Origin of the sequence: Pseudomonas frederiksbergensis (genome assembly GCF_035751725.1) — a bacterium.
GTDB classification, from domain to species: domain Bacteria; phylum Pseudomonadota; class Gammaproteobacteria; order Pseudomonadales; family Pseudomonadaceae; genus Aquipseudomonas; species Aquipseudomonas frederiksbergensis_A.
Genome location: NZ_CP142104.1, coordinates 4,570,939 through 4,597,480 on the forward strand (window position 1 = coordinate 4,570,939; position 26,542 = coordinate 4,597,480).

General features: G+C 61.2%; 29 protein-coding genes. 17 read left to right on the forward strand and 12 right to left on the reverse strand.

Going from position 1 to position 26,542, the window contains the following annotated elements; all coding sequences use genetic code 11:
- Nucleotides 1-109: 109 nt before the first annotated feature.
- Nucleotides 110-2,284, forward strand: a complete 2,175-nt coding sequence (locus VQ575_RS20340) for a hypothetical protein (RefSeq protein WP_325918304.1) — start codon at nucleotides 110-112, stop codon at nucleotides 2,282-2,284.
- 232 nt (nucleotides 2,285-2,516) lie between these two features.
- Here VQ575_RS20340 and VQ575_RS20345 read toward each other — a convergent pair whose 3' ends face one another.
- Nucleotides 2,517-2,822: a DUF2288 domain-containing protein gene (locus tag VQ575_RS20345; protein ID WP_039593757.1), complete on the reverse strand. Its 306-nt coding sequence runs from the start codon at nucleotides 2,820-2,822 to the stop codon at nucleotides 2,517-2,519.
- A 30-nt stretch (nucleotides 2,823-2,852) separates the two neighbouring features.
- Here VQ575_RS20345 and VQ575_RS20350 point away from each other — a divergent pair, with 30 nt between their 5' ends.
- The 6 genes from VQ575_RS20350 to VQ575_RS20375 all read left to right on the forward strand — a co-directional run bounded on the left by VQ575_RS20350 (nucleotide 2,853) and on the right by VQ575_RS20375 (nucleotide 8,162).
- A complete protein-coding gene (locus VQ575_RS20350) occupies nucleotides 2,853-3,101 on the forward strand; it encodes a hypothetical protein (protein ID WP_325918306.1) in 249 nt (82 codons plus the stop codon).
- A 60-nt stretch (nucleotides 3,102-3,161) separates the two neighbouring features.
- Nucleotides 3,162-4,289 (forward strand): branched-chain amino acid ABC transporter substrate-binding protein, encoded by a 1,128-nt coding sequence (locus VQ575_RS20355; RefSeq protein WP_039593756.1) that lies wholly within the window; start codon nucleotides 3,162-3,164, stop codon nucleotides 4,287-4,289.
- Nucleotides 4,290-4,519: 230 nt separating this feature from the next.
- Complete coding sequence (gene livH, locus VQ575_RS20360; protein ID WP_014336891.1) at nucleotides 4,520-5,443, forward strand: high-affinity branched-chain amino acid ABC transporter permease LivH; 924 nt, start codon at nucleotides 4,520-4,522, stop codon at nucleotides 5,441-5,443.
- Entirely contained in the window at nucleotides 5,440-6,696 is a 1,257-nt protein-coding gene (locus VQ575_RS20365; RefSeq protein WP_039593755.1) for a high-affinity branched-chain amino acid ABC transporter permease LivM, read from the forward strand. The genes livH and VQ575_RS20365 overlap by 4 nt, the downstream gene beginning before the upstream one ends.
- Nucleotides 6,693-7,460, forward strand: coding sequence for a high-affinity branched-chain amino acid ABC transporter ATP-binding protein LivG (gene livG / locus VQ575_RS20370; RefSeq protein ID WP_039593754.1), 768 nt, complete (start codon nucleotides 6,693-6,695; stop codon nucleotides 7,458-7,460). Before VQ575_RS20365 ends, livG begins: the two co-directional genes overlap by 4 nt.
- The gene (locus VQ575_RS20375) at nucleotides 7,461-8,162 is read left to right on the forward strand and encodes an ABC transporter ATP-binding protein (RefSeq protein ID WP_039593753.1); all 702 of its coding nucleotides are present in this window, start codon (nucleotides 7,461-7,463) and stop codon (nucleotides 8,160-8,162) included.
- 113 nt (nucleotides 8,163-8,275) lie between these two features.
- Here VQ575_RS20375 and VQ575_RS20380 read toward each other — a convergent pair whose 3' ends face one another.
- Nucleotides 8,276-9,184 (reverse strand): LysR family transcriptional regulator, encoded by a 909-nt coding sequence (locus tag VQ575_RS20380; protein WP_325918307.1) that lies wholly within the window; start codon nucleotides 9,182-9,184, stop codon nucleotides 8,276-8,278.
- Nucleotides 9,185-9,288: 104 nt separating this feature from the next.
- Here VQ575_RS20380 and VQ575_RS20385 point away from each other — a divergent pair, with 104 nt between their 5' ends.
- The 3 genes from VQ575_RS20385 (at nucleotide 9,289) to VQ575_RS20395 (ending at nucleotide 12,345) form a co-directional block, all read left to right on the forward strand.
- On the forward strand, nucleotides 9,289-9,888 hold the full coding sequence (locus tag VQ575_RS20385) for a short chain dehydrogenase (protein WP_325918308.1): 600 nt from the start codon (nucleotides 9,289-9,291) through the stop codon (nucleotides 9,886-9,888).
- A gap of 59 nt (nucleotides 9,889-9,947) precedes the next feature.
- The gene (locus tag VQ575_RS20390) at nucleotides 9,948-10,622 is read left to right on the forward strand and encodes a COG3650 family protein (RefSeq protein ID WP_045155282.1); all 675 of its coding nucleotides are present in this window, start codon (nucleotides 9,948-9,950) and stop codon (nucleotides 10,620-10,622) included.
- A 109-nt stretch (nucleotides 10,623-10,731) separates the two neighbouring features.
- Nucleotides 10,732-12,345, forward strand: coding sequence for an NAD(P)/FAD-dependent oxidoreductase (locus tag VQ575_RS20395; protein WP_039593750.1), 1,614 nt, complete (start codon nucleotides 10,732-10,734; stop codon nucleotides 12,343-12,345).
- A 52-nt stretch (nucleotides 12,346-12,397) separates the two neighbouring features.
- Here the strand turns inward: VQ575_RS20395 and VQ575_RS20400 are convergent, their stop codons facing one another.
- Nucleotides 12,398-13,492, reverse strand: a complete 1,095-nt coding sequence (locus VQ575_RS20400; RefSeq protein ID WP_325918310.1) for a PLP-dependent cysteine synthase family protein — start codon at nucleotides 13,490-13,492, stop codon at nucleotides 12,398-12,400.
- Nucleotides 13,493-13,756: 264 nt separating this feature from the next.
- Here VQ575_RS20400 and nhaA point away from each other — a divergent pair, with 264 nt between their 5' ends.
- Nucleotides 13,757-14,944: a Na+/H+ antiporter NhaA gene (gene nhaA, locus VQ575_RS20405; protein WP_198725125.1), complete on the forward strand. Its 1,188-nt coding sequence runs from the start codon at nucleotides 13,757-13,759 to the stop codon at nucleotides 14,942-14,944.
- A gap of 166 nt (nucleotides 14,945-15,110) precedes the next feature.
- Here nhaA and VQ575_RS20410 read toward each other — a convergent pair whose 3' ends face one another.
- Entirely contained in the window at nucleotides 15,111-15,575 is a 465-nt protein-coding gene (locus VQ575_RS20410) for an outer membrane lipoprotein (protein WP_024776354.1), read from the reverse strand.
- Between the two features lie 170 nt (nucleotides 15,576-15,745).
- On the opposite strand from VQ575_RS20410, the gene VQ575_RS20415 reads away from it, so the two are divergent.
- Nucleotides 15,746-16,027, forward strand: a complete 282-nt coding sequence (locus VQ575_RS20415; RefSeq protein WP_039594477.1) for a hypothetical protein — start codon at nucleotides 15,746-15,748, stop codon at nucleotides 16,025-16,027.
- Here the strand turns inward: VQ575_RS20415 and pdxH are convergent.
- The 4 genes from pdxH to dinG all read right to left on the reverse strand — a co-directional run bounded on the left by pdxH (nucleotide 15,975) and on the right by dinG (nucleotide 21,328).
- Complete coding sequence (gene pdxH, locus VQ575_RS20420; RefSeq protein WP_325918312.1) at nucleotides 15,975-16,622, reverse strand: pyridoxamine 5'-phosphate oxidase; 648 nt, start codon at nucleotides 16,620-16,622, stop codon at nucleotides 15,975-15,977. The genes VQ575_RS20415 and pdxH overlap by 53 nt on opposite strands.
- A gap of 24 nt (nucleotides 16,623-16,646) precedes the next feature.
- Nucleotides 16,647-17,777, reverse strand: coding sequence for an OmpA family protein (locus VQ575_RS20425; protein WP_198725126.1), 1,131 nt, complete (start codon nucleotides 17,775-17,777; stop codon nucleotides 16,647-16,649).
- Between the two features lie 119 nt (nucleotides 17,778-17,896).
- Nucleotides 17,897-19,042 (reverse strand): EstA family serine hydrolase, encoded by a 1,146-nt coding sequence (locus tag VQ575_RS20430; RefSeq protein ID WP_045155241.1) that lies wholly within the window; start codon nucleotides 19,040-19,042, stop codon nucleotides 17,897-17,899.
- Nucleotides 19,043-19,183: 141 nt separating this feature from the next.
- Nucleotides 19,184-21,328, reverse strand: coding sequence for an ATP-dependent DNA helicase DinG (gene dinG, locus VQ575_RS20435; protein WP_039594481.1), 2,145 nt, complete (start codon nucleotides 21,326-21,328; stop codon nucleotides 19,184-19,186).
- 99 nt (nucleotides 21,329-21,427) lie between these two features.
- Here dinG and VQ575_RS20440 point away from each other — a divergent pair, with 99 nt between their 5' ends.
- Nucleotides 21,428-21,892, forward strand: a complete 465-nt coding sequence (locus VQ575_RS20440) for a CopD family protein (RefSeq protein WP_198725132.1) — start codon at nucleotides 21,428-21,430, stop codon at nucleotides 21,890-21,892.
- 40 nt (nucleotides 21,893-21,932) lie between these two features.
- Here the strand turns inward: VQ575_RS20440 and VQ575_RS20445 are convergent, their stop codons facing one another.
- The 4 genes from VQ575_RS20445 to VQ575_RS20460 form a co-directional block, all read right to left on the reverse strand.
- Nucleotides 21,933-22,691: a hypothetical protein gene (locus tag VQ575_RS20445; RefSeq protein WP_045155239.1), complete on the reverse strand. Its 759-nt coding sequence runs from the start codon at nucleotides 22,689-22,691 to the stop codon at nucleotides 21,933-21,935.
- Nucleotides 22,684-22,956 (reverse strand): DUF1145 domain-containing protein, encoded by a 273-nt coding sequence (locus tag VQ575_RS20450; protein ID WP_325918313.1) that lies wholly within the window; start codon nucleotides 22,954-22,956, stop codon nucleotides 22,684-22,686. Before VQ575_RS20450 ends, VQ575_RS20445 begins: the two co-directional genes overlap by 8 nt.
- Nucleotides 22,957-23,077: 121 nt before the next feature.
- Nucleotides 23,078-23,803: an OmpA family protein gene (locus VQ575_RS20455; protein ID WP_325918314.1), complete on the reverse strand. Its 726-nt coding sequence runs from the start codon at nucleotides 23,801-23,803 to the stop codon at nucleotides 23,078-23,080.
- 90 nt (nucleotides 23,804-23,893) lie between these two features.
- Complete coding sequence (locus VQ575_RS20460) at nucleotides 23,894-24,589, reverse strand: OmpA family protein (protein WP_045155236.1); 696 nt, start codon at nucleotides 24,587-24,589, stop codon at nucleotides 23,894-23,896.
- A gap of 193 nt (nucleotides 24,590-24,782) precedes the next feature.
- Between VQ575_RS20460 and VQ575_RS20465 the strand changes: the two genes are divergently transcribed.
- The 4 genes from VQ575_RS20465 (at nucleotide 24,783) to VQ575_RS20480 (ending at nucleotide 26,536) form a co-directional block, all read left to right on the forward strand.
- Complete coding sequence (locus tag VQ575_RS20465; RefSeq protein ID WP_039594487.1) at nucleotides 24,783-25,280, forward strand: DUF6231 family protein; 498 nt, start codon at nucleotides 24,783-24,785, stop codon at nucleotides 25,278-25,280.
- 14 nt (nucleotides 25,281-25,294) lie between these two features.
- Nucleotides 25,295-25,771, forward strand: a complete 477-nt coding sequence (locus VQ575_RS20470) for a YchJ family protein (protein WP_039594509.1) — start codon at nucleotides 25,295-25,297, stop codon at nucleotides 25,769-25,771.
- Between the two features lie 70 nt (nucleotides 25,772-25,841).
- Nucleotides 25,842-26,327 carry an LEA/WHy family protein gene (locus VQ575_RS20475; RefSeq protein WP_039594488.1) on the forward strand — a complete coding sequence of 162 codons (486 nt, stop codon included), beginning with the start codon at nucleotides 25,842-25,844 and terminating at the stop codon, nucleotides 26,325-26,327.
- 5 nt (nucleotides 26,328-26,332) lie between these two features.
- Nucleotides 26,333-26,536 (forward strand): SEC-C metal-binding domain-containing protein, encoded by a 204-nt coding sequence (locus VQ575_RS20480; protein WP_003198420.1) that lies wholly within the window; start codon nucleotides 26,333-26,335, stop codon nucleotides 26,534-26,536.
- The last annotated feature ends 6 nt before the right edge of the window (nucleotides 26,537-26,542 follow it).

A 26,542-nucleotide genomic window follows, 5' to 3' on the forward strand; every position in this document is an offset into this window, starting at 1 on the left:
TGAACGCTTGGGCCGACATTCGCGTCGCCATCAAAGGACGCGAGTTCCCATTCGCGATGGTTCGACGACCCAGATCGTCGATCCGACCAGTCCAGGCATACGGCGCACAATGACCTCCAAAAAAACAGCCACTGCGGTTTCCGATCTGACCCTGAGCCCAGCCGCCAACGGCCCTGAAACCTCGACACTGTCGAGCAGCTCACGATCCTTGGCCACCCAGCAATACCTGTATTTCACCGAGACCAACACCGACCGCATCCTCGACAACCTCGACGGCCTGCGCGATGCCGTGTTCCCGCGCCCGCCGCATCTGGTGGACGACGAGAGCGAACGTGGCCAGCAGGAATTCCCTTCGGTGTGCCTGATCGGCCTGGGGCGCTGCGGGTCCAATATCGCCCTGGACGTCGCGGAGCTGGTCTACAACGCCCGCAAGTTCTACCTCAACGAATTCAACGCCGAAGACAAGAACTACGGTGACAAGAGCTATCGCCCGGCCCAGTGGATGCGCAACCTGCGCCTGGGCACCAGCAAGGCCAGCAAACCGGTGTTCCTGGTGGAACCGCTGGTCATGCTCGGCGACCTGGACAAGGACATCGCCGGGCGCATCCGTTTCTCGCGCAAGGGCGAGAAAAGTGGCTTTTTGCGCGACTACAGCAAAATGAAAATCATGGACCTTTCGGAAGTCCATGCCGGCGGTGCCGGTAACGCGCCGATCCTCGGCCAGTACCTGGCCAAAATCATCCTGAACAAGGACACCCAGCGTTTTTCCAGCCCCGACTGGAAAATGATCCACTCGTACCTGATCGACAGCTGCGGCATCAAGGCCAACCAGTCGCGCCTGTATTTCTCGATCTTCAGTGCCGGCGGCGGCACCGGTTCGGGCATGGCCTCGGAGTTCGGCCTGGCCCAGCAGTACTCGTACATGAACAAGACGTTCGACACCAAGCCGATGGACGAGCATGACAGCAAGAGCGGCCATTCCTTCGTCTTCGAGCCGATCTTCACCAGCGGCATCTGCGTGCTGCCGAACATTTCCGACCATCGCAGCGAAATGTCCGAGGCCTTGCACATCAACGCCGGACGCCTGCTGTGCAAATACCTCTCGGAAGAATGGGATTTCTCGTACAACTTCGCCAACGAAGACAGCAGCGAAGCCAGCGTGATGGGGCGTATCCGTCCATGGAACGCGATGATGCTGATCTCCAACGACATCATGCGCTACGCCGAAGAAAGCGATGACGGCAACATCCAGAACATTGATGTCAATGCCATGGAGAAGCACGCCAACCAGTACATTTCCCAGCAGATCTTCAACATCCTGACGGCCCAGGCCGTCACTACCGACTACGACCAGAACTACTTCCGTCGTGCCGGCATCGACATTGGCGAAACCATTCGCCTGGACGCCAACGACTTGTTCATGAGCCTGGCCGGTCCGGTGGCAATCGCCTATGCCGAGTCTGTCGTCCCGGAAACGCCGGCGCCGAGCGGCGACAAGTTCAAGGTGTTCGAGAAAGAGCCGCCGCGCCTGAACATCGACGACCTGTTCTTCCGCTCCATCGACCTGCCGCACTTCAACAAAGTCACCCAGGCCATCGAGGGCATCAGCCTGTTGCCCATCGAGTCCAAGCGTTACCGCGCCTCGCTGGAGCAATACAGGAACTCCGGCTACGACGCTGCCGCCCTGCACGACCTGCACTTCTTCAAGAATTGCTCGTCGGTGGTATCGATCGTCTCGTTGCCGAAGGACTACAAACTGTCCTACATGGACCTGAACCGGCTCAAGACCCACCTCAACAGCCTGTTCCCCAACACCACCCTCAAGCGCTACGCGTTGGTGATCGGCGCCTCGGCCAACCTGTCGCTGACCACCCTGATCGCCAAGAGCCCGTGCCTGTCGGACGACTTCCTGACCCTGATCGTGGCGTTTATCAAGCGCTGCTTCGCCCGCACCCCGTACCGCTTCGACGAGACGCTGGACAATTCGATCCTGGACTTCATCATCAATGAAGACTTCGACGAAGCACGCATCGACGATCTGCTCAATGAATTCGAGAACCCGGCCAAGATCCTCGACACCAACTGGTACGCGATCAAGCCGATGTACGAGAAGAAGTACCGTGAGCTGATCAGCGACAAGGAGAAGTTCGTCTCGATCAACGACATCCGCCTGTCCCGGGATTGCGTGAAGAAATCCATCAAGTACCTGCGCGAGATCTACCGTCACCGGATCGGCAAGACCAAGGTTATTTCCCTCAATAACCATACGGGCAAGAGTTATTGAGGCAGGCCACCGTATCGCCCCGATTCGCGAGCCTGCTCGCGAAGGGGCCTTGAGCGACACCGCAGAAACAACATCCAGAAACAATTAAGCAGCCAAAAGGCTGCTCGATAAACTGTTCCCGTTACGTATACGTCACCCTGCCTTGTGGCGTTTCGCCACGGCAGGCTGACGTCTCGCTACTCACCTACACACTTTCAACCGGGCCACGGGACGATTCAATTTGGTGCACCGATCAATTCGATGCCCTTTCCTGGATCATGATCCAAGGCGAAACCACCACGGCCCAGAGTTGTGGATCACGCTCGAAAAAATCCAGCGCCCGCGTTTCAGACAGCTTGGCGACCTGCCCGGCGCCCAGCCAGGCGGCGACTTTGGTACCTTCGTCCTGGGCAACGGCTTCGGCTGCGGCGATCAGATCCAATGCCGGGTCGACCCACAATAGGGCACCCTTGGCAAAGAACGGCTCCAGCTCTTTCCAAGTGATAGATGCGGTTTCACCGAGCAATTTGGCATAGAGGGTGCTAGGTTCTTGATTCATGGGAGCTGTCCGGAAAAGAAATCGGCGCGAATGATAACGTCGGTGGTCTGGCAGAAAAACCCGGTTGCAATTGCAGCATCGATCGAAAAGCGCAGCAAAGCCAAGGATTGCCGATTTGACCGGACAAACCCCGCCGCGAATCTGCCTTTTTCTTTCAATAAAGCGACACCCTCAGGTTTTGCCCCCAAGCGCCAGCTTCCCTTGCCAACAATCGGCGCTCTACACTGTACCGGTACAGTTGCCGGGGGCATTTTCCGCGAGGATATCCAAGATATCTGACCCGGTTCTGCTGCTACGGCGCCAGGACTATAAAAACTACAACAGCATGAGTGGAGCACTATGACTAAGGCTACTAAGCAGATTTCCAAACTGTTTGCCGCTATGGTTCTGGCCGGGGTTGCCAGCCATTCGTTTGCCGCCGACACCATCAAGATCGGCATCGCCGGCCCGAAAACCGGCCCTGTAGCCCAATACGGCGACATGCAGTTCAGCGGCTCCAAGATGGCGATCGAGCAAATCAACGCCAAGGGCGGCGTCAACGGCAAGCAACTGGTCGCCGTTGAATACGACGACGCCTGTGATCCGAAACAAGCGGTCGCGGTCGCGAACAAAGTCGTCAACGACGGCGTCAAGTTCGTCATCGGCCACCTGTGCTCCAGCTCCACCCAGCCGGCTTCGGACATCTACGAAGACGAAGGCGTGATCATGATCACTCCAGCGGCCACCAGCCCGGACATCACCGCCCGTGGCTACAAGATGATCTTCCGCACCATCGGCCTGGACAGCGCCCAAGGCCCAGCGGCCGGCAACTACATCGCCGACCACGTCAAGCCGAAAGTCGTTGCGGTCCTGCACGACAAGCAGCAGTACGGTGAAGGCATTGCCAGCGCGGTGAAAGCCACCCTCGAGAAGAAAGGCACCAAGGTTGCCGTATTCGAAGGCGTAAACGCCGGCGACAAAGACTTCTCCTCGATGATCGCCAAGCTCAAGCAAGCCAACGTCGACTTCGTCTACTACGGCGGCTACCACCCAGAGCTGGGCCTGATCCTGCGTCAAGCCCAGGAAAAAGGCCTGAAGGCCAAGTTCATGGGTCCGGAAGGCGTGGGTAACGACTCCATTTCGCAAATCGCCAAGGAAGCTTCCGAAGGCCTGCTGGTGACCCTGCCGAAATCCTTCGACCAGGATCCAGCCAACGTCGCCCTGGCTGACGCGTTCAAGGCCAAGAAAGAAGACCCGAGCGGTCCGTTCGTGTTCCCGTCCTACTCCGCTGTGCAAGTGATCGCCCAGGCCATCACTTCCACCAAAAGCGAAGACCCGGAAAAAGTGGCTGAAGCCATCCACGCCGGCACCTTCAAGACGCCGACCGGTGACTTGAGCTTCGACAAGAACGGCGACCTGAAGGACTTCAAGTTCGTGGTTTACGAGTGGCATTTCGGCAAACCTAAAACCGAAGCTTCGCCTCAGTAAGGCCCTGCCTGACTGACTGCCAATAAAGCCCACGGCGTGCCGTGGGCTTTGTTTTGAATGTATTGGGCCGCGCTGGCGTGATCCGCCAGTCTCCCCACCTGAAAATCTCAAAACCGTCATCAGCGGTTCGCTGGCAAAACCCGTGTTCGAAGTGGATGAAGATCCACGGGCCCCGGGCGGGAAAATGACTCCACCAGTGAAATGCGTATCAGGTTTTTAGGAGCGCTGTAATGCCTGACATCTATCACTTCTTCCAGCAGCTGGTTAACGGCCTGACCGTTGGCAGCACGTATGCCCTGATCGCCATCGGCTATACGATGGTCTACGGCATCATTGGAATGATCAACTTCGCCCACGGCGAGGTGTACATGATCGGCTCCTACGTGGCGTTCATCGCCATCGCCGGGCTGGCCATGATGGGACTCGACAGTGTCCCGCTGTTGATGACCGCGGCTTTCATCGCGAGCATCGTGGTCACCAGTTCCTATGGCTACAGCATCGAACGGATCGCCTACCGCCCCCTGCGCGGCAGCAACCGTCTGATCCCGCTGATTTCCGCCATTGGTATGTCGATTTTCCTGCAGAACACGGTACTGCTTTCGCAAGACTCCAAGGACAAATCCATTCCCAACCTGATTCCGGGCAACTTCGCCATCGGGCCAGGCGGGGCACATGAAGTGCTGATTTCCTACATGCAAATCGTGGTGTTCGTGGTGACCCTGGTCGCCATGCTCGGCCTGACGCTGTTCATCTCCCGTTCCCGCCTGGGCCGCGCCTGCCGTGCCTGCGCCGAGGACATCAAGATGGCCAACCTGCTGGGCATCAACACCAACAACATCATCGCCCTGACCTTCGTCATCGGTGCGGCCCTGGCGGCCATCGCGGCGGTGCTGTTGAGCATGCAATACGGCGTGATCAACCCCAACGCCGGCTTCCTCGTCGGCCTGAAAGCCTTCACCGCCGCGGTACTGGGCGGCATCGGCAGCATCCCCGGCGCCATGCTCGGCGGGTTGGTGCTGGGCGTGGCGGAAGCCTTTGGCGCCGACATCTTCGGCGACCAGTACAAGGACGTCGTAGCGTTCGGCTTGTTGGTTCTGGTTCTGTTATTCCGGCCGACCGGCATCCTGGGCCGCCCGGAGGTTGAAAAAGTATGACTAGGCATCTCAAATCGGCGCTTTTCAGCGCCCTGCTGGTCTGGGCCGTGGCCTACCCGGTACTCGGTCTCAAACTGACCATCGTCGGCATCAACCTGGAAGTGCACGGCACCAGCCCGGCCATCCTCGCCACCATCGCCGTGTGCTCCGTGCTGATGTTCCTGCGCGTGCTGTTCAGCACCCAGATCAGCGCCGCATGGAAGGCATCGCCCGGCGTTCCGGTAATCCCGGCCAAGGCCAGCAACTTCCTGACCCTGCCATCGACCCAGCGCTGGATCGTCCTGGGCCTGATCGTCGTGGCACTGGTGTGGCCGTTCTTCGGTTCGCGCGGCGCGGTGGACATCGCCACGCTGATCCTGATCTACGTGATGCTGGGCCTGGGCCTGAACATCGTCGTAGGCCTCGCCGGGCTGCTGGACCTGGGCTACGTCGGCTTCTATGCCGTCGGCGCCTACAGCTACGCGCTGCTGTCCCACTACTTCGGCCTGAGCTTCTGGATCTGCCTGCCGATCGCCGGGATGATGGCCGCCACCTTCGGTTTCCTGTTGGGTTTCCCGGTCCTGCGCTTGCGCGGCGACTACCTGGCGATCGTAACCCTGGGTTTTGGCGAAATCATCCGTCTGTTCCTGCGCAACCTGACCGACATTACCGGTGGCCCGAACGGCATCAGCAATATCGAGAAGCCGACGTTCTTCGGCCTGACCTTCGAGCGTAAAGCCGCCGAAGGCCTGCAGACCTTCCACGAGTACTTCGGCCTGCAATACAACTCGATCAACAAGGTGATCTTCCTCTACCTGGTTGCCCTGCTGCTGGCCCTGGCCGCGCTGTTCGTCATCAATCGCCTGCTGCGCATGCCGATCGGCCGTGCGTGGGAAGCGCTGCGTGAAGACGAAATCGCCTGCCGTGCCCTGGGTCTCAACCCGACCGTGATCAAACTGTCGGCCTTTACCCTTGGCGCAGCGTTCGCCGGTTTCGCCGGTAGTTTCTTCGCGGCTCGCCAAGGCCTGGTGACGCCCGAGTCCTTCACCTTCATCGAGTCGGCGATCATTCTCGCCATCGTGGTGCTGGGCGGGATGGGCTCGCAGTTGGGCGTGATCCTGGCGGCGATCGTGATGATCCTGCTACCCGAAATGATGCGTGAATTCAGTGAATACCGCATGTTGATGTTCGGCGCCTTGATGGTGCTGATGATGATCTGGCGTCCTCAAGGTCTGCTGCCTATGCAACGCCCCCACATGGAGCTGCGCAAATGAGCCGCGAGATCCTAAAGGTTGAAAATCTGAGCATGCGCTTCGGCGGCTTGCTGGCGGTCAACGGCGTGGCCCTGACCGTCAAAGAGAAACAAGTGGTTGCATTGATCGGGCCGAACGGCGCGGGCAAGACCACGGTGTTCAACTGCCTGACCGGCTTCTACCAGCCCACCGGCGGCACCATCCTGCTGGACGGCGAGCCGATCCAGGGCCTGCCCGGCCACCACATCGCCCGCAAGGGCGTGGTGCGGACCTTCCAGAACGTGCGGCTGTTCAAGGACATGACGGCGGTCGAGAACCTGTTGATCGCCCAGCACCGTCACTTGAACACCAACTTCTTTGCCGGCCTGTTCAAGACCCCGGCGTTCCGCAAGAGCGAACGCGAGGCCATGGAGTACGCCGGGTACTGGCTGGACAAGGTCAACCTCACCGAGTTCGCCAACCGTACCGCTGGCACCCTCGCCTACGGGCAGCAACGTCGCCTGGAAATCGCCCGCTGCATGATGACCCGCCCGCGGATCCTCATGCTCGACGAACCGGCTGCCGGCCTGAACCCGAAGGAAACCGAAGACCTGAAGGCGCTGATCAGCGTGCTGCGCGAGGAGCACAACGTCACCGTGCTGCTGATCGAACATGACATGAAGCTGGTCATGAGCATTTCCGACCACATCGTCGTGATCAACCAGGGCACCCCCCTGGCCGACGGCACGCCGGAACAGATCCGCGACAATCCTGAAGTGATCAAAGCCTACCTGGGGGAAGCGTAAATGCTGCAGTTCGAAAACGTTTCCACCTTCTACGGCAAGATCCAGGCGCTGCACAGCGTCAACGTCGAGGTCCGCCAGGGCGAAATCGTCACGCTGATCGGTGCCAACGGTGCCGGCAAGTCAACGTTGCTGATGACCCTTTGCGGTTCGCCACAGGCCCACAGCGGCAGCATCCGCTACATGGGTGAGGAACTGGTGGGCCAGGACTCGGCGAAGATCATGCGCAAGAGCATTGCCGTGGTGCCTGAGGGTCGTCGGGTATTTGCCCGGTTGACCGTGGAAGAAAACCTCGCCATGGGCGGTTTTTTTACCGACAAGGGCGACTATCAGGAGCAGATGGACAAGGTCCTGCACCTTTTCCCACGCCTGAAAGAGCGCTTTACCCAGCGCGGCGGCACCATGTCTGGCGGCGAACAGCAAATGCTCGCCATCGGTCGTGCGCTGATGAGCAAGCCCAAGCTGCTGTTGCTCGACGAGCCTTCCCTGGGCCTGGCGCCGATCATCATCCAGCAGATCTTCGACATCATCGAACAACTGCGCAAGGACGGCGTGACGGTGTTCCTGGTGGAGCAGAACGCCAACCAGGCGCTGAAAATCGCCGACCGGGCGTACGTGCTGGAGAACGGTCACGTGGTGATGCAAGGCACCGGTGAAGCGCTGCTGACCGACCCGAAAGTGCGCGAGGCGTACCTGGGCGGTTGATTCCGCCTCGATGAAAAAAACGGCCTTCGGGCCGTTTTTTCGCCCCGATGTTCAGCGAAAACACCTGTGGCGAGGAAGCTTGCTCCTTCGCCACAGGTATAGCGCCTTTCACTCTACAACCGATCCAACGCCTCCCCACTCCTCTTGAACCACGCCATCAAATAATCAGCCAGCACCTGCGTCCGCTTGGGCAACCCACCCTGATACGGGTGGACCAGGTACATCGGCATGCGCCGGGTCTGATAGTCGCGCAGCAGCCAGCGCAGGCGTCCATCGGCCAATTCATCGTTGAGCAGGTAAGACGGCAAACGGGCAATGCCGGCGCCCGCCAAGGCGGCTTTCTTCAAAAGGCTGTAGTGGTTGCTGGCAAACGGCCCGGACACTCGCACCCGGAGCAATTCGTGTTGCTGGTGATACAACCATTCTTCCCGGCCACTGTAGTGGCTGTTGAGCAGGCACTTGTGCTCCGCCAGGGCGTGGGGGCTCTTGGGCTCGCCATAGCGTTCCAGGTAGGCCGGGCTGGCGCAGGTCATCTCATGCCAGGCCAACAACGGGCGAGCCACCAATCGCTCGTCGATTGCCGCATCGGAGCGGATCGCCAGGTCGAAGCCATCGCGGGACAGGTCGCGGTAGCCGTTGTTGAGCTCCAGCTCGATCTGCACATCGGGATAGCTGTGGGCAAATTCCGTAAGCAACCCCTCAAAGAACGTTTCGCCCAACGAAACCGGAACGGTCATACGCACCGGCCCGGAAATATCGCCCTTCAGGCGCGCCAACGCCTGACGCGCCCTTTCCACCTGGACCAACAACGCCTGGGCCTGGGGCAGCAGCGCCGCCCCCGCCGCCGTCAGGCTCAAGCGTCGTGTCGTACGCTGGAGCAGCAGCACCGAAAATCGCTCTTCCAGAAGACTGATGCGCTTGGACAGTTGCCCCTTGCTGCATCCCAATTGCTGCGCCGCCAAGGTGAAACTTCCAGCCTCCACCAGCACTGCAAACGCTGCAAGGTCGTCAATTTCGCTCACTGGATTGTTTCCAATTGAAAACCAAAGGTTTCCTATTAGCACGCTTATCCCCAGGAAAATCCACTCTAGACTGCAACCTCGTTCAACCCCAATGAGGAACAGCCATGAAAATCCTGTTGATCGGCGCCAACGGCACCGTCGGTTCGGCCATCGATAACGAGTTATCGCCCCGCCACGACATCGTGCGCATCGGCCGCCACAGCGGTGACGTGCAGGTGGACATCAGCGACAGTGCCTCGATCCGCGCCATGTTCCAGAAAACCGGACGCTTCGACGCGCTGGTCTGTGCCGCAGGCAACGTCACCTTCGCGCCCCTGGGCGACATGACCGAGGAGAGCTTCGCCCTCGGCTTGAAGGACAAACTGATGGGCCAGGTCAACCTGGTGCTGATCGGTCGTGAATTCGCCAATGACGGCGCATCCTTCACCCTCACGACTGGCGTGCTCAGCCACGACCCGATCAAGAGCGGCGCCTCGGCGGCGCTGGTGAACGGCGCCCTCGACAGTTTTGTACGCGCGGCGGCAATCGAACTGCCACGTGGGCTGCGGATCAATTCGGTGAGCCCGAATGTGCTGCTGGAAGCCATGGACAAATATGCGCCGTACTTCCGTGGCTACAAGCCGGTTCCCGCAGCGGAGGTGGCATTGGCCTACGCCAAGAGTGTCGAAGGCCTGCAAACCGGACAGACCTTTCACGTGGGCTGACCCCTTGTGATGAAGGAACAGTCTGAGTAACGTGACGGCACTTGTCTGGAGACCCAATGATGCGTGCCGCTCGTTCCCTGTTGTTTGTCACCCTCCTCCCGCTGTTCGCCGGCTGCCAATTGCTCGATGCCCCGCGCCAGAGCGCATCCCATGCCGGGCAGACGCGCATGCAAGGCGAACTGACGGCGGCGGATGGCAGACTGGTGTTCCAGCCATGCCAGGAACAGCGCCGTTACATCATCAATGACACCGGCGGCACCAGCGTCCTGCAACAGGCCGCCACCCTGGCGGATGATCGCGGCAAGCTGTTTGCCGATATGCGGGGTCGCATCGTTTCCAGCGCGGCTGCCGGCACCGACAGCCAGTTGGACGTCGAGCAGTTGTATCGCCTGGAGCGCTCGGGAACGGCTTGTGAAGAGGTGGATTTCAAACGCTTGACCCTGCGCGCCGCGGGCCACGGCCCGGAATGGGTGCTCAAGGCCAGCGGCAAGGGCTTGGTACTGGACCGCGAAGGCCAGCCAACGCTGGCGGTGCCCTACGTCGAGGAGCAACTGGGCGATGGCCGCTTCAATCTCGGCACCGAGGCCAACGGCCAGAAAGTCGAGCTCTGGGTTACCCCGGCGCGCTGCGTCGACAGCGCCAGCGGCAGCGTGCAACACATGAGCGCTGAACTGCGGGTCAACGGCCAGGTCCAGCGCGGTTGTGCCTATTTCGGTGGTGCACGGGACGACTGACTCGTTGCACGGCTGTTTTAACCTCACGGGAAACAGGGAATGCAGCTTATAATCGCCGGTTTGAAGCACGCCCTGGCGCAGTTGTGTGCCCCGCGAACCGGATCCTGTCATGTTACGAATCACCGAACTCAAGCTGCCGATCGACCATCCCGAAGAAGACCTGCGTCCCGCCATCGTGCAACGCCTGGGCATCGCCAGCGAGGACCTGCTCGACTTCACCTTGTTCAAGCGCAGCTACGACGCACGCAAGAAATCCTCCGAGCTTTGCTTCATCTACACCATCGACCTGACGGTGCGCGATGAAGCCAGCGTGCTGCGCAAGTTCGCCGATGACCGTAACGTCAGCGAAGCGCCGGACATCAGCTACAAGATGGTTGGCCAGGCACCGGCAGACCTGGGCGAACGACCGATCGTCGTCGGCTTCGGCCCGTGCGGCATCTTCGCCGCCATGTTGCTCGCGCAGATGGGCTTCAAGCCGATCATCCTCGAGCGCGGCCCGCAAGTGCGCCAGCGCACCAAAGACACCTGGGGCCTGTGGCGTAAAAGTGTGCTCAACCCTGAATCCAACGTGCAATTCGGCGAGGGCGGCGCGGGGACATTCTCCGACGGCAAGCTCTACAGCCAGATCAAGGATCCGAAATTCCTCGGCCGCAAGGTGCTGCACGAGTTCGTCAAGGCCGGGGCGCCCGAAGAAATCCTCTACGTGAGCAAGCCACACATCGGCACGTTTCGCCTGACAGGCGTCGTGGAAAACATGCGTGAGCAGATTCGCGCGCTGGGCGGCGAAGTCCGCTTCGGACAGCGGGTCACCGATGTGCTGATCGAAGATGGCCAATTGGTCGGTGTCGAGCTTGCCAGCGGTGAACAGATCCATTCCAAACATGTGATCCTCGCCCTGGGCCACAGCGCCCGTGACACGTTCCGCATGCTCCATAGCCGTGGCGTGTACATGGAAGCCAAGCCGTTCTCGGTGGGTTTCCGCATCGAACACCCGCAATCGCTGATCGACAGCGCACGGCTGGGCAAATACGCCGGCCATCCGAAGCTCGGCGCCGCCGATTACAAACTGGTGCACCACGCCAAGAATGGCCGCTCCGTGTACAGCTTCTGCATGTGCCCGGGCGGCACTGTGGTGGCAGCCACTTCCGAGCCGAACCGCGTCGTGACCAACGGCATGAGCCAGTACTCACGCAACGAGCGCAACGCCAACTCCGGCATCGTTGTAGGCATCACCCCGGAAGTGGATTACCCGGGTGGTCCACTGGCCGGGATCGAGTTGCAGGAGCGCCTGGAGTCCCACGCCTTCGTATTGGGCGGCAGCAACTATGAAGCCCCCGCGCAACTGGTGGGCGACTTCATCGCCGGCAAGCCGTCCACGGCGCTGGGCAGCGTCGAACCGTCCTACAAACCAGGGGTCGCCTTGGGTGACTTGGCCCTGGCCCTGCCGGATTTCGCCATCGAAGCCATCCGTGAAGCGTTGCCGGCGTTCGAGAAACAAATCCGCGGCTATTCACTGCACGATGCCGTGCTGACCGGCATCGAGACCCGCACTTCATCGCCGCTGCGCATCACTCGCAACGAAACGCTGCAGAGCCTGAATGTGAAGGGCCTGTTCCCGGCTGGCGAAGGCGCCGGTTACGCGGGCGGGATCCTGTCGGCGGGCGTGGATGGAATCCGCATTGCCGAAGCGGTGGCACGGGATATCCTCGGTCTCGAGGCGTGACCCCGGACCTGTGGGAGCGGGCTTGCTCGCCCCCACAGGCGATCGCAGTGATTCAAATGTTGGCCCGCAACACATTCTCCGGCAGCGCTTCTCCGCGCTCCGCACACGCAGCCACGGCGCTGATCAATACGTCCAATTCGTACCCCTGCTCCTTGAGCCACGCCGGATCGTAATAAGTCGTGGCGTAACGCTCGCCGCCGTCACACAAAATCGCCACGATCGACCCCGACTCTCCGGCGTCCACCATTCCCTTCGCGGCGATCAATGCGCCGATCAGGTTGGTGCCGCTGGACCCGCCGACCCGGCGCCCCAGCCGCTGGGCCAGGTAATGCATGGCCGCGAGGGACAGGGCGTCGGGGACCTTGACCATCGCATCGATGACCTTGGGCAGGAACGACGCTTCGACCCGTGGCCGACCGATGCCTTCGATCCGCGAGCCGCAATCCAGGCGCAGGTTGGCGTCGCCACTGCGGTAGTAATCGAAAAATACCGAGCGTTCGGCGTCGGCACACAGCACACGGGTACAGTGTTGGCGATAACGTACGTAGCGTCCCAGGGTAGCAGTCGTGCCACCGGTTCCGGGGCTGGAAATCAGCCAGGCCGGTTCCGGGTGCTGCTCGAAACGCATCTGCTGGAAGATCGACTCGGCGATGTTGTTGTTGGCGCGCCAATCCGTGGCGCGCTCGGCATAGGTGAATTGATCGATGAAATGACCGTCATGCTCACGCGCCAGGCGTTCGGATTCGGCATAAATCTGCGTAGGATCGTCCACCAGGTGGCTTTGGCCGCCATAGAAGGCGATCTGTGTGATTTTTTCCCGGGAGGTGCTCGCGGGCATTACCGCAATGAAGGGCAGGCCCAGCAATCGGGCAAAGTAAGCTTCGGAAATCGCCGTCGATCCGCTGGAGGCTTCGATCACCGGCGCACCGGGCTTGAGCCAGCCGTTGCACAGCGCATAGAGAAACAACGAGCGAGCCAATCGATGCTTGAGGCTCCCGGTGGGATGGCTGGATTCGTCCTTGAAATACAGCTCTATGCCCGGCAGTCCCGGCAAGGGTAGCGGGATCAGGTGCGTATCGGCGCTGCGCTGGAAATCCGCTTCGATGATACGGATGGCTTCACGCGCCCACTGACGGTGGTCATTCATGGTGTTTTCTCGCTGGATCGGTACGACGCAGGCAGACCGATAGCCGCGGGGCACGATCTGGTTCGCAAATACGAGACGCCAGCTTAGGAAAAAACCGACATCCCGCACAGGTACAGCTAAGGTCCAATATGCCCGGCAACTGCCCGATTGCCCGGCGCAAGCGTTGTAACAGCATATAACAAAAAAGAATATAACTTTTGTTTTAACAACTAACAGTACGGGTTAGGGTAGCCCATCTTTTGATTCGATGAATGGAGACCAGTCTTGGCTCTACGTAGCTCTATGACACGTTTTTTCCAACTGGAAGCGGCGAGCGGCCTTCTCTTGATCGCTGCCGCCGTCCTGGCCCTGGTCATCAACAATTCGCCGCTGGACTGGCTTTACAACGGCTTGCTGGACACACCGGTGGTGGCCCAGGTCGGCGCCTTGAAGATCGCCAAGCCCCTGTTGCTGTGGATCAACGATGGCCTGATGGCGCTGTTCTTCCTGCTGATCGGTCTTGAAGTCAAGCGCGAGGTCCTCGACGGACAACTGTCGAAGCCGTCGCAGATCGTCTTGCCGGGCGCAGCGGCGATCGGCGGCATGTTGGTTCCGGCGCTCATCTATTGGTTCCTCAACCGCGAGAACCCTGCCGCGCTGGCCGGCTGGGCGATCCCGACAGCCACCGATATTGCCTTTGCCCTCGGCGTGTTGGCCTTGCTGGGCAAGCGAGTACCGGTGTCGCTCAAGCTGTTCCTGATGACCCTGGCAATCATCGATGACCTGGGCGCCATCGTCATCATTGCAATGTTCTACTCAGGCGACCTGTCGACGCTGTCGTTGGGCCTGGCTGCGGCTTGCATCGCGGCGCTGGTGGCCATGAACCGCATGGGCGTGGTCAAGCTCGGACCCTACATGGTGGTCGGGCTGATCCTCTGGGTTTGCGTGCTCAAGAGCGGCGTCCACGCCACCCTGGCGGGTGTGACGCTGGCCTTCTGCATTCCACTGCGCACGAAAAACGCCGAAACGTCGCCGCTGCTGGCACTCGAACATGCCCTTCATCCCTGGGTGGCCTACGGCATCCTGCCGCTGTTCGCCTTTGCCAACGCGGGCCTGTCCCTGAGCGGCGTGACCGCCGAGAGTTTCACCCATCATGTACCGATGGGCATTGCGATCGGCCTGTTGCTGGGCAAGACCGTCGGTGTGTTCGGCCTGACTTGGCTGGCAGTGAAGATCGGCATCGCCAGCCTGCCCGCCGGGGCTAATTGGGGGCAGATCCTGGGGGTGGCAATCCTGTGTGGGATCGGGTTCACCATGAGTCTGTTTGTTGGCTCCCTCGCGTTTGAGCCGGGTGTCAGCGACTATGCGGGCATGGACCGGATGGGGATTCTCACCGGGTCGATTCTGGCGGCGTTGTTGGGTTATGCGGTGACGGCGGCGGCCAGTCGTAAGCAGGCTGCATTGCCTGGTTGATTCCTGGCTGTCGGGTGGATCGCTATGCCGCCGGGGTGTGGCGATCCTTTAAGCAATTCCCGGTCGGTGTGTATATCCATTGCTGCGGTAATGGCCACTTTAAGCCAAAAAAAGGCGCCCTCCCATTCAGAAGGAAGCGCCGTTCTTTCTCTTACCGACTCAAAGCTTAGTGCGATACGCGACTCGTACCACCCACGGTGGAAATCCGCACCCGCTCACCCACACGGAACACCTCGTTCTCCTGAACCTGCTGCACATAGGCACGCATACTGCCGTCATCTTCACGCACAGTAATTTCCACACCCTGGGTACGGGTCAGGCCTTCTTCGGTAGCGGAACCAATCAAGCCACCGGCCACGGCACCGATCACAGCAGCGACGATGCTGCCACGGCCACCACCAATAGCGCTGCCGCCGACACCACCGACCACGGCACCCGCCGCGCCGCCGATCGGGGTCTTGGTGCCTTCGATCTTGACCGGACGCAGGGACTCGATAGTGCCCATGCGAATCGTCTGGACGCGACGCGCTTCGTCACGGGAGTAGGAGTCACCGGTCAGGCTCGACTGACAGCCAGTGAGCAACATCGCCATCGTGGAAAAGGAAGCAACCAGCAAAACAGACTTACGCATAGCATCAAACTCCAAAAGACAGGGATCCATTAAACTCTCCGGCTTGACGCCTGTCACGGCCTTGCCGGGATAAAATTGTTTTCATTCAGGTGGGATACAGGCGCACCCGAAAAATTCACCAAACAATAGCGCCAAAACCAAACATCAGCGTCACCGCACCAGGAATTTCCATGGATTACTTCATCATAGTCGCTACCACCCTAGCGGGCCTGTACTTCCACTGGTGGCTGTACGTACGCATCAAACGCTGGATGGACCGCGACCTGGCGCTATCATTGGCCGGGCAGGATGAACCGAAGAAGCGCTATATGCTGGAGCAACTGGCCCGAGCCCGCGAACAGGGCGTCAAGCGACGGGACCTGCCGCAATGGCTCCAGGCCGCGGCGGCGGGTTATCCGGTCAAGGCGCCAGGCGCTCGCGAATCCAATCCGCCCCTTGCAGGCGGTAGTTGAGACGATCGTGAAGACGACTCGGGCGCCCCTGCCAGAACTCGATGCGCTCGGGCAGCAAGCGATAGCCACCCCAATGCTCGGGGCAATGGGGTTGGCTGTCGCTGAAACGCTGCTCGGTAGCCTTGAGCAAATCTTCCAGCTCACCGCGCCCGGCAATCACCCGGCTCTGCGGTGACGCCCAGGCACCGAGTCGGCTGCCCAGTGGCCGGACCTGGTAGTACGCGTCCGACTCCTGCGCGGTGACTTTCACGACCTTGCCTTCGATGCGCACCTGGCGCTCCAGGGTCGGCCAGAAGAACGTCACGGCCGCGTACGGATTCGCCGCCAATTGCTGGCCCTTGGCACTGTCGTAGTTGGTGAAGAAGGTAAAGCCCTGGGCGTCCAGCCCCTTGAGCAGCAGGATCCGGCAATGAGGACGACCGTCGGGATCCACTGTCGCCAGGGTCATGGCATTGGCTTCCACCGGGGCCTGTTCGGTTTTCACCGCGTCGGCGAACCATTGGTGGAACAGCGCGAACGGCTCGGCCGGGGCTTGCGCCTCGGCCAGGCCATCACGGGTATAGTCACGGCGCATATCAGCCAGCGTTTGGGTCATGGCGCGTTCCTTGTGATCAGCCAATCACTGTTTTTTGGAGGTGTCGGCGGCAGCGACTTTTTTCCCGTCGGCCGCGGCCTTGGCCGGTTCAGGTTTCTTCGCCGGCGTGGTCTTCTTGGCCGGGGCTTTTTTCGCCGGGGCCTTTGCAGGAGCCTTTGCAGGAGCCTTCTTGGCAGCGGCTTTCTTGGCAGCCGGGGCGGCGGCCTTTTTCGCCGCCGGGGCCGGCGCAGGCGCTGCGGGCTTGATGTCCTGGGCCGCCACCATGGTTACCGGTGCAGGGGCCGGCATGTTGTACTTGCTCAACAACGCGACCATGGTATTCGCCGGGGTGACCAGCAACTCGACACGACGGTTCAAGGCCCGACCCTCGACACTGTCGTTGGCCGCACGTGGCGCCGCCGAGCCCATGCCGCGCAGCATCAGGCGATCACGCTGCAAGCCGCTGAGCCGGAAGATCGCCGCGATGGACTGGGCGCGTTCCTGGCTGAGTTTCAGGTTGGCCGGCGCCGCGCCCGACGTATCGGCATGACCGAGGATCAACACTGCCGTTTGCGGATCGGCCTCGAGAATTTTTGCGACGCGGGTGAACGGACCGAGGGTCACCGGCAGCAGCATGGCCGGGCGGTCCGGGTTGAACGAGCCGTCCGCAGGGGCGGTGACCACCAGCACGTTATCGCGGCGCTCCAGTTCAAGCTTGCTGTCCTTGATGGCGGTGCGCAGCTTCGGCTCATAATCGTCGAGCCAGGCCTGGGTGACTTTCGGGTCGGGCATCGGCACGGCCTTGGCGGTTTCCTGCTTCTCGCCGCCGAACGGCCACCACCATTTGCCATTGCTCTCGGCTTGCGCCTTGGCAACGGTGGCCGGCGCCTTGGTTTCAGGCTTGGCCGCGGGTTTCACTTCTTCTTTCTTGGCAACATCGGCACCGTCATCGGAAGAGAACGGCCACCACCAGTGCGTCGCGCCCTCGGCCTTGGCTTGCGGCGCCACCGCGGCGGGTTTCAAAGGGGCCTGCGGGGCCGTGTCCTTGGTCGCGACCTTGTCGGAGGAACCGAACGGCCACCAGCCACTGCCGCCCTCGGCATCATTTTGTGGGTTTTGTGCGCAACCGGTAATAGCGAAGCACAGCGCCAGAGCGAGGGTTTTATTCGATGACATTGGATATCCACAAAAATGATCTGAAGTAAAAAACAAAGGCCATGTTCCGGCCGCATAAACAGACGCTTGGAAAGCGAAAAGAACACCTGGTTCCTGTATCCACTACCGTCAACGGCGTTTTATAGACAAGTGGCAAGCACCCGCGCAAGGTGCTGCGCACGCGGGTCCATCAAGACGTAGGGCCCGAGCGTGTTGGTTACGAAACCGAACGCAACGTCATGCTCAGGATCGGCGAAACCGAGGGAGCCCCCTGCCCCGGGATGACCGAATGCCCGCGGCCCGAGGCCGTAGGTGGCGTTTGGCACATCCGGTTGATCCAACATGCAACCCAGGCCGAAACGGGTCTGGGTCAATAACGTTTTATCCTCGCCAAAACTGTGCTGGCGAGTCAGTTCGTCGAGCATTTCACCTTCCAGCAAACTGCCGTCCAGCAGGCCGGCGTAGAACCCGGCGAGACTGCGGGCGTTGCCATGGCCGTTCGCCGCCGGCTGCTGCATGCGCCGCCATTCCGGTTTGTTGGTGCTCGTCATGATCGATGGCGGGTTGGTGAAGGCCCGGGTGGTCATGGCCGTCGGCTCGCGCATCGTGACCTGTAACAGGCGCTGGGCCGCGGCATCACCGACGTTGCCTTTGCCGCGCGCGATATGCGCCACGCGATGAAACTCTGCATCGGCCAGACCTACGTGGAAGTCCAGCCCCAGCGGTTTGGCAACCCGGGCCACGATGGACTCGCCCGGACCGCGGCCATCGGCCCTGCGCAACAGTTCGCCGACCAACCAGCCGTACGTGATCGCGGCATAACCGTGGCCCTCGCCGGGCGTCCACCAGGGTGTTTCAGCGGCCAAGGCATCGACCATGGCTTGCCAATCGTAAAGTGCCGCGGGCGCCATCAATTCCCTCAGCGCCGGTAGGCCGGCCTGATGGCAGAGCAACTGGCGCAGGGTGACGGATTGCTTGCCCGCCGCCGCAAATTCAGGCCAGTAGCGAGCGACCGGCGCGTCCAGTTGCAACTTGCCTTCAGCCACCAGTTGCAAGGCGGTTACGGCGGTGAATGTCTTGGTACAGGAAAACAGATTGGCGAGGGTGTCGCTGTGCCAAGCCTCATGACCATCCTTGTCGGCGGTGCCGGCCCAGAGATCGATGACCGTACGCCCACCCACCTGGATACACAACGCCGCGCCGCGCTCCTGGGGATCGTCGAACAACGCCGCGAACGCTTCACGCACCGATTCGAATTGAAGCTCGTAATGGCCTTGAATTTGCACCCGCAACTCCCTTGAAACAAAGGCTTTTTCAACTGGCTGGCATTGTTTCAGCCATTGAGGTTTTTGGGAACCTTCGTGAGACGGCTGGTTAAGCGCAGTCTTGCGTGGCGAGCGCACTGGCTTCCCGCCACGCAAGACCCGTCAGGAAATTTCCCGCCGAAACGGTGGCAGCGCGTTTAGGATGGCCTTGCCATAACGTTGGGTCACCAGCCTGCGATCGAGCAAGGTGATGGTCCCGCGGTCTTCCTCGGTACGCAGCAAGCGACCGCAGGCCTGGACCAGTTTCAGCGAGGCGTCCGGCACGGAGATTTCCATGAACGGATTGCCGCCCCGGGCTTCGATCCATTCGGCCAGCGCCGCTTCAACCGGGTCGTCCGGGACCGAGAAGGGTATTTTCGCGATCACCACGTGCTCGCAATAGGCACCGGGCAAGTCGACGCCTTCGGCAAAACTTGCCAGGCCAAAGAGTACGCTGGAGTCGCCACCGTCGACGCGTGCCTTGTGCTTGTTCAAGGTCTCCTGCTTCGACAGGTTGCCCTGGATGAACACTTGCTTGCGCCAGTCACGGTCGAGACCGTCGAACACGTCCTGCATCTGCTTGCGCGAGGAGAACAGCACGAGGGTGCCACGCGAACCTTCCACCAGATCCGGCAAGTCACGGATGATCGCGGCGGTGTGGGCGGCGGCGTCCCGCGGGTCTGCCTTGAGGTCGGGGACTCGCAATACGCCGGCATCGGCATGGTGGAACGGGCTAGGGACCACGGCAGTCACGGCGATTTTCGGCAAGCCGGCGCGCATGCGGAAACGGTCGAACGTGCCCAGTGCGGTCAGCGTGGCGGACGTTACCAGCGCGCCGTAGGCCACGTTCCACAGGTTGCGCCGCAACATGTCGGCCGCCAGGATCGGACTGGCATTGACCTCGATATCGAACAGCGAACCGCTTTCGGCCAAGGTCAGCCAACGCGCCATCGGCGGGTTATCTTCCGGGTCTTCGGTGGTAAAGGCCGTCCACAGCTCCCAGTTGCCCTGTGAGCGAGACAGCAGGCTGCCGAACAAGGGGTACCATTCCTCGGCCTGGTTGCTGGCGATGCCGATATTGACCTCGCCATCCATGCCCTCCTTGAGCAGGTCGGTCAGGCGCGTGAACAAGTCAGTCAGGCGCGCGAAGCCCTTCTTGAGCTCGATGCCCATCTCGCGCATGTGCTCGGGAATCACCCCGCCGACAAACCGATGGCGTGGCCGCTCCCGACCCTCGACGTCTTCGCCAGGCTTGAAGTCAGCCACCTGCTCGCACGCAGTGAACATGAACTGCTGGTTCGTCTTGATTTCCCGCGCCAGCTCTGGCACCTGCTCGATGAACTTGCCCAGGTCACCTGGTAGCGGGTGCTGGGCCAGCAGCTTGGTCAGGTTCTTGGCGGTGCTTTCCAGCCAGTCGGCGGTGGAGCGCAGCCGGGTGTAATGGGCGAAATGGCCGATGGCCTTGTCCGGCAGGTGGTGGCCTTCGTCGAACACGTAGATCGTATCGCGCGGGTCCGGCAGCACCGCACCGCCGCCCAGGGCCAGGTCGGCCAGGACCATGTCGTGGTTGGTGACGATCACATCGACCTTGCCCATGCCTTCGCGCGCCTTGTAGAAAGCACATTGGCCGAAGTTAGGGCAGTGACGGTTGGTGCACTGGCTGTGGTCCGTGGTCAGGCGCGACCAGTCGGCGTCTTCCAGGGCCGTGGACCAGCTGTCGCGGTCGCCGTCCCACTTATTGCCGGCCAGTTTCTCGATCATGCTGGTGAACAGTTTCTGACTGGCCTCGTCGACCTCGATCTTGAAGCCTTCCTCTTCGAACAACTGAGCCGTCGCGGTCTGGGCCTGGCCTTCCTGCAGCAACATGTCGAGCTTGGACAGGCACAGGTAGCGCCCGCGACCCTTGGCAAGCGCGAAGGTGAAATTCAGCCCGCTGTTGCGCATCAGGTCGGGCAGGTCCTTGTAGACGATCTGCTCCTGCAGGGCGACCGTGGCCGTGGCGATCACCAGGCGCTTGCCGGCGGCCTTGGCACTGGGAATCGCCGCCAGGCTGTAGGCCACGGTCTTGCCGGTACCGGTGCCGGCCTCCACCGCCACCACGGCGGGCTCGCCATTGCGCCGGCCCTCGTCGTCGGTGTCGATGTCGCCCAGGACTTTCGCCACTTCGGCAATCATCAGGCGCTGGCCATATCGCGGCTTGAGGCTCTTGGCTTCGAGAAAACGCGAATAGGCGCCCTGGATCGTGGTTTTGAGTTCGGTGCTGATCATGGATGGTCGGGCGCTAAAAACGCTGGATAAATTTTCAGTGGTTCGAATCGGCGGCTATCATACCCCGCTAATGAATCCTGCGCAGAACGGAGTGACCCGATGACACCCTTTGCCCTCGTCTACACCCTGCATTTACTGGCGGCCCTGATCTGGGTCGGCGGCATGTTTTTCGCCTGGATGGTCCTGCGCCCCGCCGCAATCACGGCGCTGGAGGGCCCTGCCCGGCTCAAGCTATGGGTAGAAGTGTTTCAGCGTTTTTTCGTCTGGGTTTGGGTGGCGGTCGTACTTTTGCCGATCAGCGGCGTGGGCCTGATCCACATGCGCTTCGCCGGCTTCGAAACCGCGCCACGTTATGTCCAGGTGATGATGGGGCTGTATATCGTGATGACGGCCCTGTTCATCCGCATCCAGGGCCTGCAACTGCCGGCATTGCGCACCGCCGTGACGGCCCAGGATTGGCCGACGGGCGCGGCGATGCTGGGCAAGATTCGCCGATTGGTAGGTATCAATCTGTTGATCGGCTTGCTCGTGGTGGCGATCGGCGCGGCGCGGCCAATGTTCTAAACAACCCATTGGCCTCCCACAGGTCCGGTTCCTGTTTTATTCAGAACCGCTGCACCGTCACCGCGCCCGCCGCTCCGGCAGGCCCAGGCTGGCCATCGGCGCCAGGACGACCGCTCTTGCCACCGTCGGCGGTATAGACCAGGCATCCCTTGGCCTTCCCGCCTGCGCCGGGCTTGCCACCGTGCCCGGGCTTGCCGCCGGCACCACCGTCCACCTGGACCTTGATCTGCTCATCGGGATAAGTGCGGGGCAATTCGAGCCGCACCAGCGCACCTGCGGCGCCCGGCTGGCCGTCGCCACCATTGCTGCCGTCGGCGCCGCGACCTGCCGAACCCCAGGTACACCCCGGGGCTTGCCCGTTGGCGCCGTCGAGCCCCACATAGCCTGGCGCACCGCTCCCGCCACGGGCATCCACTGACAACAGCGGCGCGTTCAACACATTGAAGCGCAGGTTGAGATTACGCCCCGGCCGCGCCGCGTTCGTATAGGTGCCTGGCGCGCCGCGAGCGGTGATCTGGCTGCCTTCGTCCAGTTCTGCCTGGTTCACCTTCAGGTCCAATGCCTGTTGCGCCGGCACGATTGCAATACGCGCCTCGCGCCCCAGGCGCAGCTCAGCGATGGACAGTTGCGTTACGTTCGAAGGCACCAACAGCGTGCCATAGTCGGCCACTTCCAAACGCTCCAGGGCCAGCGAACTGGTCGTGTTCGGCAAGCGCATCAATGAGTTGCTTTCTACCTGGACCACTTGGGCAGACGCCAACGGACAGACAAATGCTGCGAGAAGACACAATTTACGCATGGGAAGCCTCTGGCGCGGTCGCAAGGGTTTGCAAGTGGAAGATGCCGAACAACAGCACTCGGAGGCGATCACGGCCCGGAGCGGGACGCCCGCGAAATTGTGCCCTGAACAACAACAGCTCAAGCAAATGGACCGCCAACAGCAGTGCCCCGGCGAGGTTGACCAGGACGTGCAGCGGATGGACGAACGGTAAGAGCAGATTGACCAGCACTACCAGCCAGAACATCAGCGTCAGCAAGCGCCCCAGCCCCCAAAACACCTTCATAAGCCCCCCGGTCGACATTATTCTTTGCGTGAACAGTAACGGCTCGCGCAAAGGATAAGCCAGAGGGCCGGGCAAATTTAATTTAGCGAACCGACCGCTCCGGCCCGTTGTAGCAACGGTATCAGCGCTTTATATGCAGTTCGACCCGACGGTTCTGGGCGCGACCTTCATCGGTCTCGTTATCGGCCACCGGTTCGCTTTCGCCCTTGCCCTCACTGGTGACTTTTGCCGGCGCCAAGCCTTGGGTCAGCAGGTACTCCACGACGCTGCCGGCCCGGCGCTCGGAAAGCCCCTGGTTATAGGCGTCGGTGCCGACACTGTCGGTATGGCCGACCACGCGGATGCTCGCGACGTTGGCGTGGCTCAATTTGTCCATCAATGCGTCGAGCTGGCTTCGAGCCGCCGGAGTGAGATCGGATTGATCGAATTCGAACAGCACCTTGCCGGCATCATTCAGGGTAATGACCTCACTGCCCGGCATCTGTGGTTCGTCCGGCGGTGCGCTGGCGGGGTATTGCGGCAACGGGCAACCGTGGTGTTCAACGGGCGTGTTGGCCGGCGTGTCGGGGCAACGGTCGCGACGATCGAACACGCCATCGTCGTCTTCATCGCCATCCTGGGCGTAACAGATCAAGCCTGCGCCAAGCAGCCCCAACGCGGCGCCGCCAGCTGCCCAGCCAGTGCTTTCGATGGCGCCCAGCCCGCCGCCGACGAGCCCGCCGACCAGGCTGCAGATCGGCCAGGTACGTTGATTGAGTGGTGCACTGCCATCGCTTTGAGTGGCGCAACCGGACAACAAACTGCTCGCGAGCAGTACCGGCAAGGCAAGCTTGATGAGGACCTTCATGATGAATGCTCCTGTGTCACCGGCCCATACCGGTCACACAGGAGTAAAGACCCGCATCCGCGACTGTACAAGCCGCGGATCACGAGGGTTTCAGCGGTTTATCTTGATTTCGGTACGGCGGTTCATCGCCCGGCCATCAGCGGTTTTGTTGTCCGCCACCGGCTGGCTTTCCCCGGCGCCGGACACCGAGACGAAACTGGCGCGAGGCACACCGCTGTCGATCAGGTACTGCACCACCGCATTGGCGCGTTTTTCCGACAGCTTCTGGTTGTAGGCATCGCTGCCGACGCTGTCGGTATGGCCCGTCACACTGAGTTGCGCGGTGGAGGTTTCCTGCTTCAACCGGGTCGCAATGGTGTTCAACACTTCTTTATCAGTCGACGTCAGCGTGGCCTTGTTGAATTCGAAATGCACGTCACGCACGACGATGGTTTCCTCCTTGACCACGACCGGTTCCTCGGCCATTGGCGCCGGGGCGGGAGGTGGGCAACCGTCGGCGTCGACCTGCACGCCCTTCGGTGTGCCCGGGCATTTGTCGCGGCTGTCCGGAACACCGTCGCCGTCCTCATCGCCGTCGCCATGCACCCAGCAGTAAGCCGCCGCCATGCCACCCACGTACAAAGCGCCGCCGCCCGCCCAGGAAGTACTTTCTATGGCGCCTAACCCAGCACCGATTGCCCCCCCGACGGCCGCGCAGGTCGGCCAGTCGGTTTTCTGCAAACCTGCGCAACCAGTCAACACGCTGGTTAGCAGCACCAGGGGTAACGCTGTCCGAACTATGCTCATCGGGTTTTCTCCTTGAAGGATCGGCTTTTGCGCCGATTCAGGGGAGTAAAGACCCGACTGTCGATCTGCGCCAGCAGCTGGCCACATCCAGTTTGGGCCCGTGTTTGCGGCGTTTCGATGAGTTTTAATGACAACCGCTCTAGGCCGGGATCCCAGCGCACGCTATCGTGGCAGTTCTGATTGAGGAACTTTAATGACCGTTGCCATTTCTTCGCGTACACCCCAGCAAGCCCTGGCCGCCGTGCTTGACCGTTACGCCCCGCAAACGCTGCTGCTGATCGGCGCCGGGAGCTTTCCGGCCCTGGAGGCGTTCCAGCAGGCCCATCCCGGTACCGAAGTGGTCCATGCCGGCCCCGGCGCGCTGCCGGCGGACGTGGCGGCGAGGCGTTTCGACCTGGCCCTTGCGCTCGATTGCCTGGAGCATTTGCCCAAGCGCGACGGTCTGAACCTGTTGGGCGGCATCCGTAACCTCAACGCCAGCCGGATTGCGGTACTGGCCGACCTCAACGCCTGCGGCTGGCAAGAAACGGACTTTTTTTCCCTGGCCCTGCAAGCCAGCGAGCGGTTCCAGCGCGAGGACCAGGTATTGACCCTGTTTACCTACGATCTGCTTGAATACAAGCAGGTCCCCGACTGGCTCAACTCACGCTTTTGGGCTAACCCCGAAAATTTTGGAAAATATTGGTGGTAGCTGTGGATACAAGCCTGCACACGACCATTTGCCCTTGTGGCAGTGGCAACCCATTGGATGCCTGCTGCGGCCGTTACCATGACGGCCACCCCGCCCCCTGCGCCGAAGCGCTGATGCGCTCGCGCTACAGCGCCTATGTGCTGGGCCTGGTGGACTACCTGGTCAGCACCACCCTGCCAGCCCAGCAGGATGGCCTCGATCGCCAGTCGATCAGCGAATGGAGTGCCAGGAGCACCTGGCTGGGGCTTGAAGTGGAAAGCAGCGAAGTGTTCGGCGGCCAACCGGAACACGCCTTCGTCACGTTCACCGCACGCTGGCACGACGGCCAGGGAGAGCACAGCCATCGCGAACAGTCCTCGTTCGTGCAAAACGGAGGGCGTTGGTACTTCATCGACCCCACCGTGCCGATCAAGATCGGCCGCAACGATGGTTGCCCGTGTGGCAGCGGGCATAAATTCAAAAAATGCTGCGCCGGTTATTTCAATCGCTGATTTCGGAAACGTCCGACGCTCGTCCGCTGGCCGGGGGGACTAGACTGGGTTTAAACCAGAGGCACGGACAATGACCCACACATCCCAATGGCTACGCGTCATTTGCCTGCTACTGTTCGTCGGACTCGGCGGTTGTGCGTCCTGGCGAGGTGACGAAGGCCCTGAACCACAAGTTCACCTGGTCAAGGTCGAGGTGGTGCGGGCGCGCCTGGTGGAACAGCGGTTCATGCTGCACTTTCGCGTCGACAACCCCGGCGACGGCGATCTCACCGTGCGCGGCCTGACCTACCGGGTCCATTTGGGCGATCTCTTGCTGACCGAAGGCGAACATGAGCACTGGTTCACGGTCGGCCCAGGACACAGCGGTTATTTCAAGGTGCCGGTTCGCACCAACCTGTGGCCGCAGGTGCGGGAGGTGGTGAAGCTGCTGGAAAAACCCCGGGAGCAGATCCCCTATCGCCTGGAAGGTGAGCTGGAAACCGGTTTATTCATCGCCCACTACGTGCACCTGAAGCGCAATGGCGTGATAATCGCCGCCGATTTAATTGCGGAGTAACCCCGATGACCCAGCAACCCCATGTCCACGGCCCTGATTGCAACCATGATCATGACCATCACCACGATCATGATCACGGCCATGTCCACGGCCCGAACTGCGGCCACGCTCACCAGGAGCCCGTGCGCAACGCCCTGAAGGACGTAGGCCGCAACGATCCTTGCCCTTGCGGCAACGGCAAGAAATTCAAGAAGTGCCACGGGGCTTGATGGCTA